The sequence below is a fragment of the Pilimelia columellifera subsp. columellifera genome, from assembly GCF_039532605.1.
Taxonomy (GTDB): Bacteria; Actinomycetota; Actinomycetes; order Mycobacteriales; family Micromonosporaceae; genus Pilimelia; species Pilimelia columellifera.
The window spans coordinates 156,571-172,351 of record NZ_BAAARY010000005.1 but is presented as its reverse complement, the minus strand read 5'-3'; the positions used below and the strand labels follow the sequence as shown (position 1 = coordinate 172,351).

12 protein-coding genes are annotated in these 15,781 nt (G+C 71.4%); 9 read left to right on the top strand and 3 right to left on the bottom strand.

Going from position 1 to position 15,781, the window contains the following annotated elements:
• The first annotated feature begins 2 nt into the window (after nucleotides 1-2).
• From ABD287_RS07525 to ABD287_RS07500, 6 genes are read left to right on the top strand one after another with little or no spacing between them, the layout of a single operon-like run.
• Entirely contained in the window at nucleotides 3-365 is a 363-nt protein-coding gene (locus ABD287_RS07525) for a hypothetical protein (RefSeq protein WP_344170319.1), read from the top strand.
• Nucleotides 362-3,601: an ATP-binding protein gene (locus tag ABD287_RS07520; RefSeq protein WP_344170316.1), complete on the top strand. Its 3,240-nt coding sequence runs from the start codon at nucleotides 362-364 to the stop codon at nucleotides 3,599-3,601. Before ABD287_RS07525 ends, ABD287_RS07520 begins: the two co-directional genes overlap by 4 nt.
• A gap of 1 nt (nucleotide 3,602) precedes the next feature.
• On the top strand, nucleotides 3,603-5,510 hold the full coding sequence (locus tag ABD287_RS07515; protein WP_344170313.1) for an MFS transporter: 1,908 nt from the start codon (nucleotides 3,603-3,605) through the stop codon (nucleotides 5,508-5,510).
• 6 nt (nucleotides 5,511-5,516) lie between these two features.
• Nucleotides 5,517-6,050, top strand: a complete 534-nt coding sequence (locus ABD287_RS07510) for a hypothetical protein (protein ID WP_344170310.1) — start codon at nucleotides 5,517-5,519, stop codon at nucleotides 6,048-6,050.
• Nucleotides 6,035-7,207: a M23 family metallopeptidase gene (locus tag ABD287_RS07505; RefSeq protein ID WP_344170977.1), complete on the top strand. Its 1,173-nt coding sequence runs from the start codon at nucleotides 6,035-6,037 to the stop codon at nucleotides 7,205-7,207. The genes ABD287_RS07510 and ABD287_RS07505 overlap by 16 nt, the downstream gene beginning before the upstream one ends.
• Nucleotides 7,204-7,782: a hypothetical protein gene (locus ABD287_RS07500; protein ID WP_425565520.1), complete on the top strand. Its 579-nt coding sequence runs from the start codon at nucleotides 7,204-7,206 to the stop codon at nucleotides 7,780-7,782. The genes ABD287_RS07505 and ABD287_RS07500 overlap by 4 nt, the downstream gene beginning before the upstream one ends.
• 37 nt (nucleotides 7,783-7,819) lie before the next feature.
• Here ABD287_RS07500 and ABD287_RS07495 read toward each other — a convergent pair whose 3' ends face one another.
• Nucleotides 7,820-8,371: a hypothetical protein gene (locus ABD287_RS07495; RefSeq protein ID WP_344170307.1), complete on the bottom strand. Its 552-nt coding sequence runs from the start codon at nucleotides 8,369-8,371 to the stop codon at nucleotides 7,820-7,822.
• Nucleotides 8,372-8,675: 304 nt separating this feature from the next.
• Between ABD287_RS07495 and ABD287_RS07490 the strand changes: the two genes are divergently transcribed.
• Nucleotides 8,676-11,978 carry a S8 family serine peptidase gene (locus ABD287_RS07490; RefSeq protein ID WP_344170304.1) on the top strand — a complete coding sequence of 1,101 codons (3,303 nt, stop codon included), beginning with the start codon at nucleotides 8,676-8,678 and terminating at the stop codon, nucleotides 11,976-11,978.
• Between the two features lie 120 nt (nucleotides 11,979-12,098).
• Here ABD287_RS07490 and ABD287_RS07485 read toward each other — a convergent pair whose 3' ends face one another.
• Both ABD287_RS07485 and ABD287_RS07480 read right to left on the bottom strand, forming a co-directional pair.
• Nucleotides 12,099-13,004 carry a M28 family peptidase gene (locus ABD287_RS07485; protein WP_344170301.1) on the bottom strand — a complete coding sequence of 302 codons (906 nt, stop codon included), beginning with the start codon at nucleotides 13,002-13,004 and terminating at the stop codon, nucleotides 12,099-12,101.
• A 181-nt stretch (nucleotides 13,005-13,185) separates the two neighbouring features.
• The gene (locus ABD287_RS07480) at nucleotides 13,186-14,367 is read right to left on the bottom strand and encodes a trans-sulfuration enzyme family protein (RefSeq protein WP_344170298.1); all 1,182 of its coding nucleotides are present in this window, start codon (nucleotides 14,365-14,367) and stop codon (nucleotides 13,186-13,188) included.
• 110 nt (nucleotides 14,368-14,477) lie between these two features.
• Between ABD287_RS07480 and ABD287_RS07475 the strand changes: the two genes are divergently transcribed.
• Both ABD287_RS07475 and ABD287_RS07470 read left to right on the top strand, forming a co-directional pair.
• Entirely contained in the window at nucleotides 14,478-14,963 is a 486-nt protein-coding gene (locus tag ABD287_RS07475) for an Lrp/AsnC family transcriptional regulator (protein WP_344170295.1), read from the top strand.
• A gap of 226 nt (nucleotides 14,964-15,189) precedes the next feature.
• The gene (locus tag ABD287_RS07470; protein WP_344170292.1) at nucleotides 15,190-15,714 is read left to right on the top strand and encodes a hypothetical protein; all 525 of its coding nucleotides are present in this window, start codon (nucleotides 15,190-15,192) and stop codon (nucleotides 15,712-15,714) included.
• Nucleotides 15,715-15,781 lie beyond the last annotated feature (67 nt).

Below are 15,781 nucleotides of genomic sequence, written 5' to 3'. Positions count from 1 at the left end.
CTATGCGGCTGCGTACCGACGACGACATCTACCGGGCCCGCCTGGTCTATCTCGGCCCGCCCGGCTACACGCTCCCGGTCCACCTGCCCTATGCCCAGTACGGCCTGTTCATCCTGTTGGTGCCCCTCTACATGTTCATCTCCTGGATCATCACGCAGGAGGTGGAGCTTTTCCCCGCGTGGCCGATCGCGCTGGCGATCGTCACCACGTCGTTCGTGTTCCGCCACGTCGACCCTGACCGACCCGCCCGCGCCGTCATCCGCACCGCGCTCACCGACTGGCGTCGCACCACCGAGCCAGCCGTCGAGCGACGGGACCCACGGCTGATCGCCACCCGGATCCGAGTACGCGAGGAGCTGTCGTGAACGAGCAGGGCCACGCCGAAGGGACCGGCGCCGACGACGGCGTCATCGAGGGAGAGCTGGTCACCAGCCCGGGCCACGGCGCCGTCGCCGTCTTCCAGGCGCCGCCGACGACCCGACCCGCCGTGGCGCCCAGGCCGACCACCACGACCGTGACGGCGGCCGACCCGGACATCGAATCGCCGTTCCTCGACCTCTTCGACGGCGCGCTGGAGCTTGACGGACCGCTGACGCATGGTCGCCCCGCGATGTCGCCGGCCGCCCCAAGGCGCCGCCCGGCGGCGACGAACCGGCAGGTCACCGGAGAGCAGCAGGTCACCCAGGTCGCCGCCGGCCGACCCCGGAACGGGAAGGCAGCCGAGCCGGCCAAGCCCCCGGTGAGCCGCCGGCCGGGCCGGCCGGGCCGACCGGGTCCGGATGTCGAAACCGACGCGACGGTCAGCGCCGCCCGACCGCCCCGGCCGATGCCCGCGGTCGCCGAGGCCGCCGAGGCCCGGACCGCCGCGCCTGTACCGACCGCCGCCCCTCCGCTGCCGACGACGCCAGCGGCGACGGTGACGCCAGCGGCGACGGCGGACCCGGACGCCGAACGGTCCACCGACCGGCTGCCGGTCGCACGGCCCCGCCAGCGGCAGCGGCGGCCCGAGCGTCGACCGGCGTTCCGGTTGCCGAAGTTCCGCGACCGCGACCCGGCGATCGACCTGGCGATCACCGAGATCGCCGGGCACCTGACGTTCACCCCGCACACGGTCACCGCCTGGTACTGGCTGCCCGAGGTCCGGTGGGCGTTCCGGCCGGACGCCGAGCGGGAGGCGCTGCTGTCGGCGATCTCCGAGCAGTACGCCGGACTGGCCGGGTTCCGGCTGCACCTGCGGCGCACCACCCGACCGTTCCCGGCCGACGAGTGGGCCCGCACCGTCGACGCCCACACCGCCGCCCCGCTGCCGACCGGCGCCGGCGGCACGAGCTGGGCCGACCATCTTGTCGCCGCCCAGCGGCACCTGCTGTCGGTCAACCACGCCGAGGGACAGACGTTCCTCGGGGTGACCTTCCACCGTCGGTCGCTGGGCGACTCGCTCGGCGAGCGGATCATGCGCGCGTTCGGGAAGGGCGTTCCCGACTCCGAGCACCGGAAGATGACCCGCGCCGTCGAACAGTTCGACGAGGTCCTGGGGGCGTTCGGGATGCGCGGGCGCCGGGTCACCGCACACGAGCTGGAGTGGCTGCTGTACCGGTCGGTGGCGCTGTGCATGGCCCCGCCGACCGCGTTGTCCCCGGTGGCCGGCGGGCGGTGGGAACGCGGCGACCTGCTCGGCCTCACCGAGCAGGTGGAGCGGTACCGCACCCCGTACGGCTCGACGGTGAAGCTGGTGAACCGGATGACCGGCGAGGAGCGGCACGTCGCCGTCCTGGCCGTGGGCCGGATGGAGCCGCTGGAGATTCCGGAGCGGCACGAGCCGTGGCTGCACTTCCACGAGCGGCTGCCGTGGCCGATGGAGCTGTCCTCGCGGATCGACCTGCTTGGCCCGAACGACTCGTTCAAGAACCTCGAACACCGGCTCCGGATGATCCGCTCTCAGCAGCTCGACTACGCCGAGCACGGCATCGACGCCCCGCCGGAGCTGGAACGGCTGGCCAAACGGGCCCTGCACATCGGCGACGACATGACGACCGGGCTGCCGGTGGAGTCCGCGCGCGCCCACGGCTGGCACCGGATCGCCGTCGGCGGACGCAGCCGCGAGGAGTGCCTGGAACGGGCCCGCCGGCTCATCCAGCTGTACTCGCGGGAGCTACGGATCTCCTTACAGCACCCGAAGAACCAGGACTGGCTGGCCCGCGAGTTCATCCCCGGCGAGCCGGTGGCCAACACCGGCTACCTGCGCCGGATGCCGGTCAAGCTGCTCGCGGCGGCCGTCCCGCAGGCCGCCTCGACGGTCGGCGACCGACGCGGCGACCTCATCGGACGCACCGCCGGCACCTGCCGCCGGCCGGTCTTCCTCGACCTGCATTTCCCGATGGAGGTCCGCGAACGCTCCGGCCTGGCCGTGTTCGTGGCCGAGCCGGGCGGCGGCAAGTCGACGCTGCTGGGCGCCCTGGGCTACCTGGCCGCCAGACGCGGCGTCCAGGTGACGCTGCTGGACCCGTCCGGCCCGCTGGCCCGGCTGTGCGACATGCCCGAGCTCAAGCCGTACTCCCGGGTGCTCAACCTCACCGGCTCCGAGCAGGGGACGCTGGCGCCGTACCAGCTCATTCCGACGCCGTCGCGCACCGAGTTCGGCGACGGGGCGCCCGGGGACCGCGAGTTCGAGATCGCGGTGTCGAACGCCCGCGCTGAGCGCCGGATGCTGGTGCAGGACATCTGCATGATGCTGGTGCCGCCGCAGGTGGCCAGGGAGTCGTCGACGGCGACCCTGCTGCGGCACGCCGTCCGGCAGGTCGCCGCCGAGGAGAAGTCCACCCTGGACGACGTCGTCAAGTGCCTGGCCGGGCTGGACGGCGACGGCCAGGAGCTGGCGAACCTGCTGCTCGACACCGCCGAGATGCCGCTGGCGCTGCTGTTCTTCGGCCGGCAGCCGGAGGGGCTGCTGGGCGCGGACGCGGCGTTGACCGTCATCACCATGGCGGGTCTACGGCTGCCCGACCTGAAGATCGAACGGGAGTACTGGTCGGCTGAGGAGTCGCTGGCGCTGCCGATGCTGCACACCGCGCACCGGCTGGCCGTCCGCCGCTGCTACGGCGGCGCGATGGGTCAGCGCAAGATGGTCGGCCTCGACGAGGCGCACTTCATGGAGGGCTGGCGTTCGGGGCGCTCGTTCCTGGTCCGGCTGGCCCGGGACTCCCGCAAATGGAACCTGGCCGCCCTTGTCGCGTCACAGAACCCGCGGGACATTCTGGGCCTGGACGTGCAGAACCTCGTCTCGACGGTATTCGTCGGCCGGATCGCAGAGGACGCCGAGATCGCCTCCGAGGCGCTACGGCTGTTACGGGTTCCCGTGAACGACGGCTACGAGGCGACGTTGGCGTCGCTGTCGGCGGTGGACTCCGCCTCGGCGGACCGGTTGGGTTTCCGCGAGTTCGTCATGCGGGACGTCGACGGGCGGGTGCAGAAGATGCGGGTCGACGTCTCGTACGTGCAGGGACTGTTGGAGCACCTGGACACCACTCCGGCGGGCCGGGTCGGGGCCGCGTCGATGCTGGCCGGGATCGGCACGGAGCTGACCGTCGAAGAGGAGATCTGAGATGGCGCGGATGAGGGTCGTCGCGTCGCTCGTGGCGGTCTTCGTGACCGCCATGGGCACGCTGGGCGCCGCCGCGCCCACCGCCGCCGCCGGGACCGGGGCTGGCGTCGGGGCGGTGAGCGCCCCGGCGACCGCCGCCCAGGCGCCGGGCTGCTCGGTGGCCGAGTGGCAGGCCGACTTCCGCGCCTGCGTGGGCCGACTGTCCGATGTGGGTGCGGTGGAGCTGGGCTGCATGAAGGCGCCGGTGCCGGGGGCCCCGGACTCGGGTCTGGCCGGCTGGTTCGCCGCCGCGCCGCCTTCGGCGGGCAGCGGCGGCCCCCAGGGCATCTACAGCCAGTACGGGTACGCCGGTTACGACTACCCCGCCTACGACGCCAGCTGCGTGCCGGACGTGCTCAACCCGCAGGGGGCCTTCGAGAGCACGGTCGCCGACGCCGAATTCATGATCGCGACGGCGGTGATCGGGGCGTCGAACGCCCTACGCGAGCGCGCCTGGGACCCGGGCAGCATGTGGGCCTGGGCCGACCCGCTGGTCACCCACGCCACCAGGGCGATCTACGAAAAGGTCTTCAGCGTCTTCGGCGTGCTCACGCTCTGTGTCGTCGGGCTCTACCTGCTGTGGCGCTCGCGTCAGTCGGACATGTCGAGCGCGATGACCACGGCCGGCTGGGCGGTGCTCGTCATGGTGGCGGTCACAGCCTTGGCGGCGTGGCCGGTGGCGTCGGCGAACCTCGCCGACGCCGCCCTCACCGGGACGCTCGGCGTGGTCCACGACGCGGTCGGACCGCGCCCGGAGACCGCCACCACCTGCGACAGCCCCAAGCCGGACGCCTGCGACGACAAGCGTCCGCCGGCGGTGCGGGCCAGCGACACGGCCACCGAGACGATGCTCTACCGCAACTGGCTGCGCGGGGCGCTCGGGTCGGCCGACACGACCACCGCCCGTAAGTACGGTCGCGCGCTGTACGACGCCAAGTCGCTGACCTGGACCGAGACGCAGAAGATGCGGACCAACCCGGCGACCCGCACGTCCACGATCGCCGCCAAGCAGGAGCAGTGGAACAAGGTCGCCGCGCAGATCAAGACCGAGGACCCGGAGGCGTACGAGTACCTCACCGGCGTCAAGGGAATGGAGCGCGTCGGGGCGGGCTTCATCGCGGTCCTCGCGGCGATCCTCTACGCGATGTTCGACCTGACGGCCTCGCTGCTGGTCCTGCTGGGCTTCCTCATCTTCCGGTGGGCGGTGATCGCCGCCCCCGTGCTTGGCACCATCGGTCTGCTGCGGCCGGCGAGCGCCGGCATCCGCAGGCTGGCCAACGCGGTCGTCGCCGCGGTGTTCAATATCGCCATCTTCGGCACCGGAGCGGCCATCTACCTCTTCGCTGTCGACATGATCATGGGAACGGCGACCCTGCCCGGCTGGCTCCAGGTCGTCCTGGTGTGGCTGTGCGGGGTGGTCGGATGGCTGCTGCTGCGACCGTACCGGCGGATCACCCAGCTCGGCGGCAAGGACTCCAGCGCCGTCGTCGGCGCGGCGGGCGGCTGGCACCGCCGGTTCTTCCGGGACGTGCGCGACGCCGCGGTGCTCAACGCCGCCGTGTCGGTCAGCCACCGGGACCGCGACCGGGTTCAGTTGCTCAGCACCGATCAGACCTCGCTACGGCCCGAGACCCGTTACGAGGACACCGGGGTGGACGCGCCCGCGGGCCCGCCGGCGGCCCCCGCGCAGGCGCCGGCAAGCCGGCCGGAGACCGGCCCGGCCACGCAGCGACGCGGCCCGACCCGGGTCGCGGCCGAGTGGTCGCCGCCGGAGCCGGAGGAGACCCCCACCAGCTACGCGGTCTACCGCCCGGACCGCGCCGACACGACCGCCCCCGCCCCACCCCGGGTCCGGGCCGAGGCGAGTTGACGGACGGTGAACGCCCTCGCCCGGCTCGTCGGCGCGGTGCTGCGCTCCCGCTACGGGCTGGCCGCGGTGCTCATCCTGCTGGTCGTCGGGGCGGTTGGCACGGGCGCGCTCATCAACCGCGGCGCCCCTGGCGAGCCGAACGACGGACAGCTCCCGCCGATCGTCACCGCCGACCCCAGCGCCGGCGACGACGGGCTGTCCAGCCCTGATCCGGTGACGACGCTGGCGCCGGTCGCCGGCGCGGGGCCGTCCCAGCGCGCGCTCTGGTTCGCCCGTGCCTGGCTGCGCCGGGACGAGGCGGCCGAGGCGTGGCGGTCGGGGCTGCGGCCGCATAGCACCGCCGACCTCACCGAACGGATGGCGCTCGCCGATCCGGTCAGCGTCCCGGTGGCCAAGCCCGCCGGCGACACCGCTGTCGCTCCCCTCAACGACACCCTGGTGGAGGTGACCGTGCCGACAGACACCGGCGAACTGAAGCTGCGACTGGTGACGGCTGGCGGAAAGTGGCTGGTCGACGGAGTCGACTGGGAGCCGAGGTGAGCCCCCGGCGCCGGGGGCGACTGCATCCGGGCGTCATCGCGCTGGCGGTCGGCGCCGTCATCACGTTGTTGTGCTGCGCGGGCATGCTCGGGGCGGCGTTCCTCACCGACGTCGGCGGCATCAGCGGCGCCGGGCCGGCCAGCCAGTCCGGGATCGGCGGGGGGATCGGCTGCGGCGAGCGCTTCGTCGTGCCGGCCGGCGGTGGTCGCGGTCCGGTGCGCGGCTCGGTACGCGGCCTCGGCCAGGCGCAGATGGCGAACGCCTCGGCGATCATCGGAGTCGGGGCGGCGATGAAGGTCCCGCCCCGGGGTTGGGTGGTGGCGATCGCGACGGCGATGCAGGAGTCCCGGCTGACCAACCTCGGGCACCTGGGGCGTCGCAATGACCACGACTCGATCGGCCTGTTCCAGCAACGTCCCAGCATGGGCTGGGGTTCGCCGGCCCAACTACGGGACCCGGCCTACACGGCGCGCAAGTTCTTCGACAAGCTCAAGGCCGTCGAGGGTTGGCAGTCGATGTCGCTGACTGACGCCGCCCAGCGGGTGCAGCGCAGCGCCTACCCGGACGCCTACGCCAAACACGAGCCGCTCGCGACCGATGTGGTCAACGCGCTCGCCGACGGGGCGGCCCGGGCGGCCGGCCAGCTCGTCTCGGGCGAGCTGCGCTGTGCGGAGGTGGGGCAGATCACCGCGTCCGGGTGGGCGTCGCCGGCCAAGGCGCTCATGGGGTCGGGGTACCGCACCGCTCAACGTCCCGGGCACCACGGCGTGGACATGATCGCCCGCCGGGGCACCCCGGTGCGGACCGCCGCCGGCGGTGTGGTCACCCACATCGAGTGCGACAACCAGTCCCGGCCCAGCTACTGGTGTGACCGCGACGGATCTCCCCAGACGCCCGGCTGTGGCTGGTACATCGAGGTCACCCACGCTGACAACGTCATCACCCGGTACTGCCATCTGCTGCGCCGGCCCACCGCGCGGGAGGGTCAGCGGGTGCCGGCCGGCTACCAGATCGGGGTGGTGGGCACGAGTGGGAACTCGTCCGGGCCGCACCTGCATTTCGAGGTCCACCTGCGTGGCGACCGCGGCAGCGGGGGGACGGTCGATCCGGTCGGCTTCCTACGGGCCCGCGGCGTCCGGGTGGAGTTTCTCAGGTGAGCGACTGGTCGGATCCGTTCTCCGGCGCCGCTGACTGGTCGACGCCAACCCCGCTGTCGGTGGCGCCGACGCCTGCCGCCGCCGCGACCGACCTGCGGGGCCGCCGGGTGCTGGTCGGCTGGCCCGGGCTGGGCTGGCGGGGCGACCTGCGCGGCGACGATCCGGTGGTCCGGGGCGCCCGGACCTTCGTGCCGGTGCTGCCTGAGGCGGACTGGTACCGGGCCGAGGCCGAGCAGGTGGAGGTGTTCGCTCCGCTGGTGCCGGTGGAACGGGTATGGGTGGAGACGTGGGCCGCGCCGGCGGACGAGGTGTCCCGCCTGGTGTCCTTGGACGGGCCGGCGTGCCGCGGCCCGGCGCCGGTGCTGGACGCGGGCCCGTTGACCGGGCGTCGGGTGGTGGCTCTCGTCGACGGCGTGGAGCAGCGGGACCTTCGTGCGGTGACCGAGCTGCATGCCGGTGCCGACGACGAGGTGTGCGTCCGGGTGGCCGACGAGTTGGACTGGTACCGGTGGGCCTGGGGTGGTCAGCCGCCGACAACGCGACCGCTACCAGTTTGGGCGCTATGGGCTGAATAGCGGCCACTGGCTTCTTTACGCGGAAGAAGTAATTGCCCTAAACAGGATTAGCTCCGCACACTCGCCATTGGCCATCCCAAATCAACCCGAAGCGCCAGGATTCCACACTACTGCTACGAACCTGACCCTCGGCCAGCCCGGCCACGGTCAGATCCGTCTCGACACTGGCCAACGCGGCGCCGTCCTGACTCACCGCCAACGCGCCCCAGGAGACCCGGACCGCCACCTGGAACTCCCGCTCGCGGTCCCTGGCCTCGTCGAGCAGATCCTCGATGGCGGCCAGCCGGGCGACGTCCGGACAGGCCAGCTCGCGTGAGGCGGGCAGGTCGCGGTCTACCAGCAGGACGCGGAGGTAGTTGTCGACAGCCGCGTCAGGGACGCTGGCGGCCGGCGGATTGGCCCGGTCCCACAGCGTCACTGCGACGCCGAGACCGCCGACGAGCATCAGGATCACCGCCCCGGCGAGCACGCCGAGCAGCACGCGCTGGCGGTTCCACGGCGTCGCGGCTGCGGGCGGCGCCACACCCCGCTGGCGTGGCGGGCGGGGCTGGCGTGGCGGATGGGGGCTCGGCGGCAGTGGTGTCTGCACCGGGAGAGCCTATCGGCGATCGGGGACGGAAGCGACATTCAGCGCTCGCGCGCATGGGCGGTCCGAGCGCGATGGGCGGCCCGAGCGTCCACATGCATCCACCACTGCGGATGCGATCACCGAATCGCGTATTGACATGCTGTTATCTGACGTCGACAGTTTGTTGGCGTGCGCCCAGGCCGCCAGGACCTTGACAACCGTCCTATCTATGCCCTCATCTCGTGAAACAATGATATGGCCGATTGTTGATATGTGGCTTTGTCGCGCACCTCGTATCCGCTCCCGTACGGAGGATCACCTTTCCGTGAAACAGCCATCCACTGCGACACGTCGCGCCGCTGTGCTCGCCGCCGGCCTGCTGGCCGGAGCGCTCGCCGTGACGGCCGCGAACGCGTCGGCCGCCCCGCCCGCCCCCGCCACCCTGGTCGACACCGCCGAGACCTCGGCGACGCCGAAGGACGCGCCCGCCGGCGCTCTCGACGCGCACGACCTCGACCTGCTCGCCGAAGCCGAGGCTGAGAACCAGCCGACCGTCGACCTCATCGTGGCCACCCGCAAGGGCCGCGCGGCGGAGGTCGCCAGGGGCTTCGGCGCCATGGGGGGCCTCATCGCCACCCGCAACGACAAGCTCGGATACCTGCGGACACGGGTCGCCACCAGCAAGGTGCGCAAGGCCGCGAAGCTGCCGGGCATCTTCGCGGTCGACCTCGACGAGCAGCTGCGCGGTCCTGACCCGAGGGTCGTCGCCGAGGGCGACGGCGGCGCGAACACCCCGTCGCCGCAGGCCCCTGGGGCGAACACGCCGGCCGTGAACGCGTTCATGCCCACCGAGGAGATGGGCGCGGTTTCGTTCGTCAAGGCCAACCCCAGGTTCGACGGTCGTGGCGTGACAATCGGCGTCCTGGACTCCGGCGTCGCGATCGACCACCCCGCGCTACAGAAGACGACCACCGGCGAACGCAAGATCGTCGACTGGTTCACGGCGACCTCCCCGCTCGACGGACTCGGCGCCAGCCCCGTGGACGGCACCTGGCTACGGATGAACACGGAGGTCACCGGCCCCGAGTTCACCCAGGGCGGCCAGACCTTCACGGCGCCCGCCGGCTCGTACCGTTTCGCCCTGTTCGCCGAGAAGGTCACGGACAACGCGGCCGGCACCGGCGACAACGGCGGCGACGTCAACCGCGACGGCGACAAGACCGACACCTTCGGCGTGCTGTTCGACCCCCAGACCAACAACATCTGGGTCGACAGCGACGCCGACCGCGACTTCACCGACGGCGAGACGCTCCGGCCCTACAGCGAGAAGTTCCAGATCGGCGCGTTCGGCGTCGACAAGCCGGAGACCCCGGTCAAGGACGCCATGCCGTTCACGGTCGAGTTCCGTAAGGACGTCGCCCTGAACGCCGCCGGCACCGCCAAGAGCGACTTCGTCAACATCGGCATCGTCGACGGCGGCCACGGCACCCACGTCGCCGGCATCACCGCCGCCAACGACCTGTTCGGCAACGCCGTCTTCGACGGTGTCGCCCCCGGCGCCAAGATCGTGTCCGCGCGAGCCTGCACCTTCACCGGCGGCTGCACAGCCGCCGCGCTGACCGACGGCCTGGTCGAGTTGGTCTCGCGGCGCAAGGTCGACGTCGTCAACATCTCGATCGGCGGCCTGCCGGCGCTCAACGACGGCAACAACGCGCGTGCCGAGCTGTACGACCGACTCATCACCGACTACGGCGTCCAGCTGTTCATCTCCGCCGGAAACTCCGGCCCGGGCGTGAACACCATCGGCGACCCGTCCGTGGCCTCGAAGGCCATCTCGGTCGGCGCCGCTGTCAGCAAGGACACCTGGCTGCACAACTACGGCTCGGTCGTGCGTGCCGAGCAGGCCTTGTTCCCGTTCTCCTCGCGCGGCCCGCGTGAGGACGGCGGCTTCAAGCCCAACATCGTGGCGCCCGGCTCGGCAATTTCCACGACCCCGATGTGGACCGCTGGCGGCCCCGCCGCGGAGGCCGGCTACGGCCTGCCCGCCGGCTACGCCATGTACAACGGCACCTCGATGTCCTCGCCGCAGGCCGCTGGCGCGGGCGCGCTGCTGTTGTCCGCGGCGAAGGGCACCGGCGCGGCGGTCACCCCGGCGGCGCTGCGTCGGGCGCTGTACAGCACCGCCAGGACCATCGCCGGCGAGGCGACGTACGAGCAGGGCCACGGCCAGGTCAACGTCGGTGACGCGTGGAAGCTGCTGGCCAAGGCGCCGCTGGCGACCCGCGAGTACTCCGTCGACGCCCCGGTCTGCACGCCGCTGTCGGACGCTCTGAAGAAACCGCACCGCGGCGACGGCCTCTACAACCGCTGCGGCGCGTCCGGCGGCGGCCACAAGATCGGCCAGAGCAGGACATACAAGATCACCCTGACCCGGACCAGCGGCCAGGCCGGAAAGGTCGCCCACAACGTGGCCTGGAAGGGCAACGACGGCACCTTCTCCGGCCAGCCCAAGACGGTGAAGCTGGACCGGAACGTCCCGGTCACCATCTCGGTGAAGGCCCGGCCGACCGCCGGCGCCCACAGCGCCATCCTGCTGGTGGACGACCCGAAGACGACCTTCCTCGACTTCGAGATGTCCGCCGTCGTCGTCGCCGCCGACGAGCTGGTCGCCCCGTCGTACAGCACCGACTACGAGGGCGCGGTCGAGCGCAGCGGGCCGACGTCCTACTTCGTCAACGTGCCCAAGGGCGCGGCGGCGCTGAAGGTGAACCTGTCGGGCATCGCCACCTCGTCGCAGACGCGGTTCATCGCGATCAACCCGTACGGCGTCCCGGTCGACCCGACCACCACCACCCAGTGCTACACCAACCTCTCCGACGCCAAGCTCTGCAACCCGCAGCAGCGGGTGTACGCCAAGCCGATCCCCGGCATCTGGGAGATCGAGATGGAGGCCCGCCGGACTTCGCCGACGCTCGACAACCCGTACACGCTGGCCGTGTCCGTGTTCGGCGTCGACGTCAACCCCGCGACGCTGACCCTCCCGGTCGCTCCGCTCGGCAAGGACACCCCGGCGGGCTGGGACATCACCAACCGGTTCGGCTCCGTCTCGGTCACCGGCAAGGGCGGCCCGCTGTCCAGCGCGGCGGTCAAGCGTCCGTCGATCAGGAACGGCGAGCAGCTGACCTACACGGTCGAGGTCCCGGCCGGCGTGGAGAAGCTCACGGCCGCGATCAAGAACCCGAGCGACCGTGGGGCCGACCTCGACCTGTCGGTGCTGCGCAACGGCGTCCAGGTCGGCGCGGACGCCGACGGCGACTCGGACGAGACCGTGACGATCGCCAACCCGCAGGCCGGCACGTACACCGTGGTGGTCGACGGATACGCGGTTCCGACCGGGACCACTGAGATCGACTACCTGGACGCGTTCTCGTCGTCGACCCTCGGGTCGCTGACGGTGACCACTCCGGCGATCACCCTGGCCAGCGGCGCGACCGTCAAGATGGCCGGCATGGTCAGCCCGAAGATCGCCCCGGCTGAGGGCCGCAAGCTCCTCGGCGACCTGACGATCGTCACCGCTGACGGCGCCCAGGTCGGCAGCGGAAACGTGGTGATCGACGCGGTGAGCTGACCGCGAACTGACCTGTGAGCCGCTGATCGGCGAAACAGGTCAGCGCCCCGGCGCCATGAGGGGCGGGCCACGACGTGAGTGTCGTGGCCCGCCCCTCATGTTGTCCGACGGTGTGGCGGCCTACGCGCCGGCAAGCTGCCAGAAGACGTCGGCGATGGCGTTGGTGGAGATGCCGATCGCCTTGTCGCCGACGTTGCTGATGGTGTCTCCGCGGGTGTGGTAGTTGGGGTCCTCGTCCACGCCGATGCCGCTGACCTTGATGCCGGCGCTCGCGAACGAGGAGTGATCAGAGGATCCGTTCCAGCTGATTGCCTTGGTCGAGACCTGCTTGGCGTCGAGGTGGCGCTTCCACATGGCGCTGACCTCGGGGCTGTGGTTGTAGATGCCCCAGGTCTTGCTGGCCTTGTAGCCGACCATGTCGAAGTTGAGGTAGTACTTGATCTTCGACTTTTCGGCGGCGGACAAGGTCTGCACGTAGTGCTTCGAGCCGATGAGACCGATCTCCTCGGCGCCCCACCAGCCGAATCGCATCCGCTTGGTCGGCCGCAGGTCCGCCTTGGCGACGGCGAGGGCGTTCGACAGCACGGCCGCGGTGCCGGAGCCGTCGTCGTTGATGCCGGGTCCGGCGGTGACGCTGTCGAGGTGGGCGCCGATCATGACAACGTCGTTGGCGTCGCCGTGGGGCCACTCGGCGAGGACGTTGTAACCGGTGGCGCCCTGGTACGTGAAGGACTGCAACGACGTCTGGAAGCCGGCGTCGTCGAGGGTCTTCTTGATGTAGTCGGCCGACGCCTTGAAGCCGGGTCGGCCGTGGGCCCGGGTGCCACCGTTCTCGTCGGCGATCTTCTGGAGCGCCGCGAGGTGCTTCATCGGCTCGGCGCTCGGGATCTCCGGCGGGACGGCCGGAGCCGATTGGGGCGCCTGCTGACGTTGGCCGGCGTTGGCCTGGGCGGTCGCGAATCCAATTCCCGATACCGCGACCAGGGTGGCGCTCAGGCCGCCGATGAGGGTATGACGTAACCGCATTGCTACTCCTTGTCGAGTGAATGCTCAGGCGGTTCAGGCGCCTCAGCGTCCGTTGCCCGCACCCTACTCGATGTTGATCTATATCGAAACGGCTACTTGTGCTCCAGCTCACTTTCTGGATATTCGGGCAGCTCAGCGCCGTCTTTCATCAACCATGGTCGATGGCTTGGGAGCGGCGACGTCACTCCAGAGCCGCGGCAAGATCGGCCCACAGGTCGTCCGGGTCCTCCAGACCGATCGACAGCCGCAGCAGTGCGGCGTCCGGCCTGGCGTCCGCGGCGACCGGCCGGTGCGTCAACGAGGCCGGGTGCTGGATGAGCGTGTCGACGCCGCCAAGCGACACCGCGTGCAGGATCAGTTGACACCGCTGAGCCACCGCCGCAGCGGCCTCGTGCCCGCCAGCGACCTCGAAGGACAGCACGGCGCCCGGCCCGGACAGCTGCCGGCCCACCAGACCCGTCGGATCGCACTCGGCCAACCCCGGGTACCGCACCACCGTGACGGCCGCGTGCTCCACCAGCCGACCCGCGAGCTTCATGGCCCCGTCCTGCGCGACGCGCATCCGCGCCGGGAGTGTCTGCAAACCCCGGTGCAGCAGGTACGCCGCCCAGGGGTGTAGCAGCGCCCCGGTCACCGCCCGGACCCGTCGCAGCGCCGACGACCAGCGCGGCTCACACGCCACGATGCCGCCCATGGCGTCCCCGTGGCCACCGATGAACTTGGTCGCCGAGTGCAGCACGAGGTCGGCGCCGAAGCGGGCCGGACGTTGCAGCACCGGCGTCGCGAAGGTGTTGTCGACCAGGAGCGCGGCGGCTCCGCACTGCGCCTTCACGGCGGCGAGGTCGACCAGGCGCAGGTCCGGGTTGGCGGGCGTCTCGACGATGACCAGACCGGTGTCGGGGCGCACCGCCGCGGCGACGGCGTCCGGTTCGGCCCAGGTCACCTCAGCGCCCAGCAGGCCGCTGGCGAGAAGGTGGTCGGTGCCGCCGTACAACGGCCGGACCGCCACGACGTGCGGCCGACCCTCCGCCACGGCGGCAAGCACACACGCGGTCACCGCGGCCATGCCGGAGGCGAACGCGACGGCCTCGGTGGTCTCCTCCATGACGGCCAGGCTCTCCTCGAACCGGGCCACGGTCGGGTTCCACAGCCGTTGGTAGACCGGGCTGCCGTCGTCGGGGAGAACCCCGCCGGTGGCCAACGCCTCGTAGCTGTCACCACCGGAGAGGACGTCGCGCAGCGGATAGGTGGTCGACAGATCGATCGGCGGCACATGGGCGCCGCCCAGCGACTCGGGGTCGCGGCCGGCCCGGACGGCCAGAGTCGCGGGCGAGAGGCCGGCGGGGAAAGGTCGCTGGTTCATGGGGCGATGGTGAACAAGACGTCGCGGACAGGCAAGATCGCCGAACATTCGGCTGTCGAGGGCACCTGAGGGCGAACACATGCCCAAGCCGTCCGTGCCAGGATGATGGTATGCCGAACGATTCACGGCCAGCCGCCGCGGCCCTGGACGCCGTCGACCGGCATCTCGTGTCGCTGCTGTCCGCCAACAGCCGTACCCCGAACGCCACGTTGGCCGCCGCCGTCGGGGTGGCCCCGTCGACCTGCCTGGCCCGGGTCCGGGCGCTACGCGAGCGCGGCGTGTTGCGCGGTTTCCACGCCGAGGTGGACCAGGCCGCGCTGGGGCGCCCGCTCCAGGCGATGGTCGCGGTCCGGCTGGCCGCGCACAGCCGGGACCAGGTGGCCCGGTTCCGGGCGCTGGCCCCGACCCTGCCCGGTGTGATCGGCGTCTTCCACGTCAGCGGCGCCACCGACTACCTGCTGCACGTCGCGGTCGCCGACGCCGGCGCGCTCCGCGACTTCGTCATGGACGAGTTGATCAGTCTGCCCGAGGTCGCGCACGCCGAGACCAGTCTCATCTTCGAGCACCTGCGCGGCGCCTCGCTCCCGGACGCCTGACCGCCTGACACCTGACGCCTGACGCTGGTCGTCTCCGGATAACCGATACCCCATCGGCCGAATAGCGATCGCTCCACTTCGTCCGGTCGAAGTGGTATCCCGGCCAACTCACCCTATTAGACGGACATTCGCCCACATTTGTAGCAGCCAACAACGCTGCGGCTGATTCCGCCGTTCCCCATGCGTAGTCGCCGCTCTCCTCCCCGAACATCAAGGAGCCTCCCCCATGGCCAAGAGCACCAAGCGCATCGCCGTCATCGCCGCCGCCTCAGTCGCCGGCGTCGCCATCGCCGGCATCGCCTTCGCCGCCTGGACCTCCAGCAGCGCCGGCAAGGGCACCGTCGAGGCCGGCACCCTCGCCAAGGTCGCCGTCTCCGATGTCGCGATCAACGGAAAGCTGCGGCCGGGCGCGTTCGCCGCGTTGTCGATGAAGGTCGCCAACCCCGCGGACAACGGCCGGATGAAGGTCACCAGCATCGCGCTCGCCGAAGGCGGCATCCGCGCCAACGCAGCTGCCGAGGCCAAGGGCTGCACCGGCGCCGCGACCGGCGTCGTCTTCCACCCGGAGGCCATGAAGACCCCGCTGATCGTCGAAGCCGGCACAACCGGGCAGCTCGTCCTGGAAAAGGCCATCGAGATGACCAACGAGTCGGTCAACAGCTGCCAGGGCGCCACCTTCAGCGTCCCGGTCGTCGTCACCGCCGAGAGCATCGCCGAGGACGCCCCGGCTCCTGCCCCGGCCGCGTCCTGACCGCCCGGCGGGGCCGGAGCGCCAGCCGCGCCCGGCCCCGCCGGCCCCGGAGACCCACGTTCGCAAG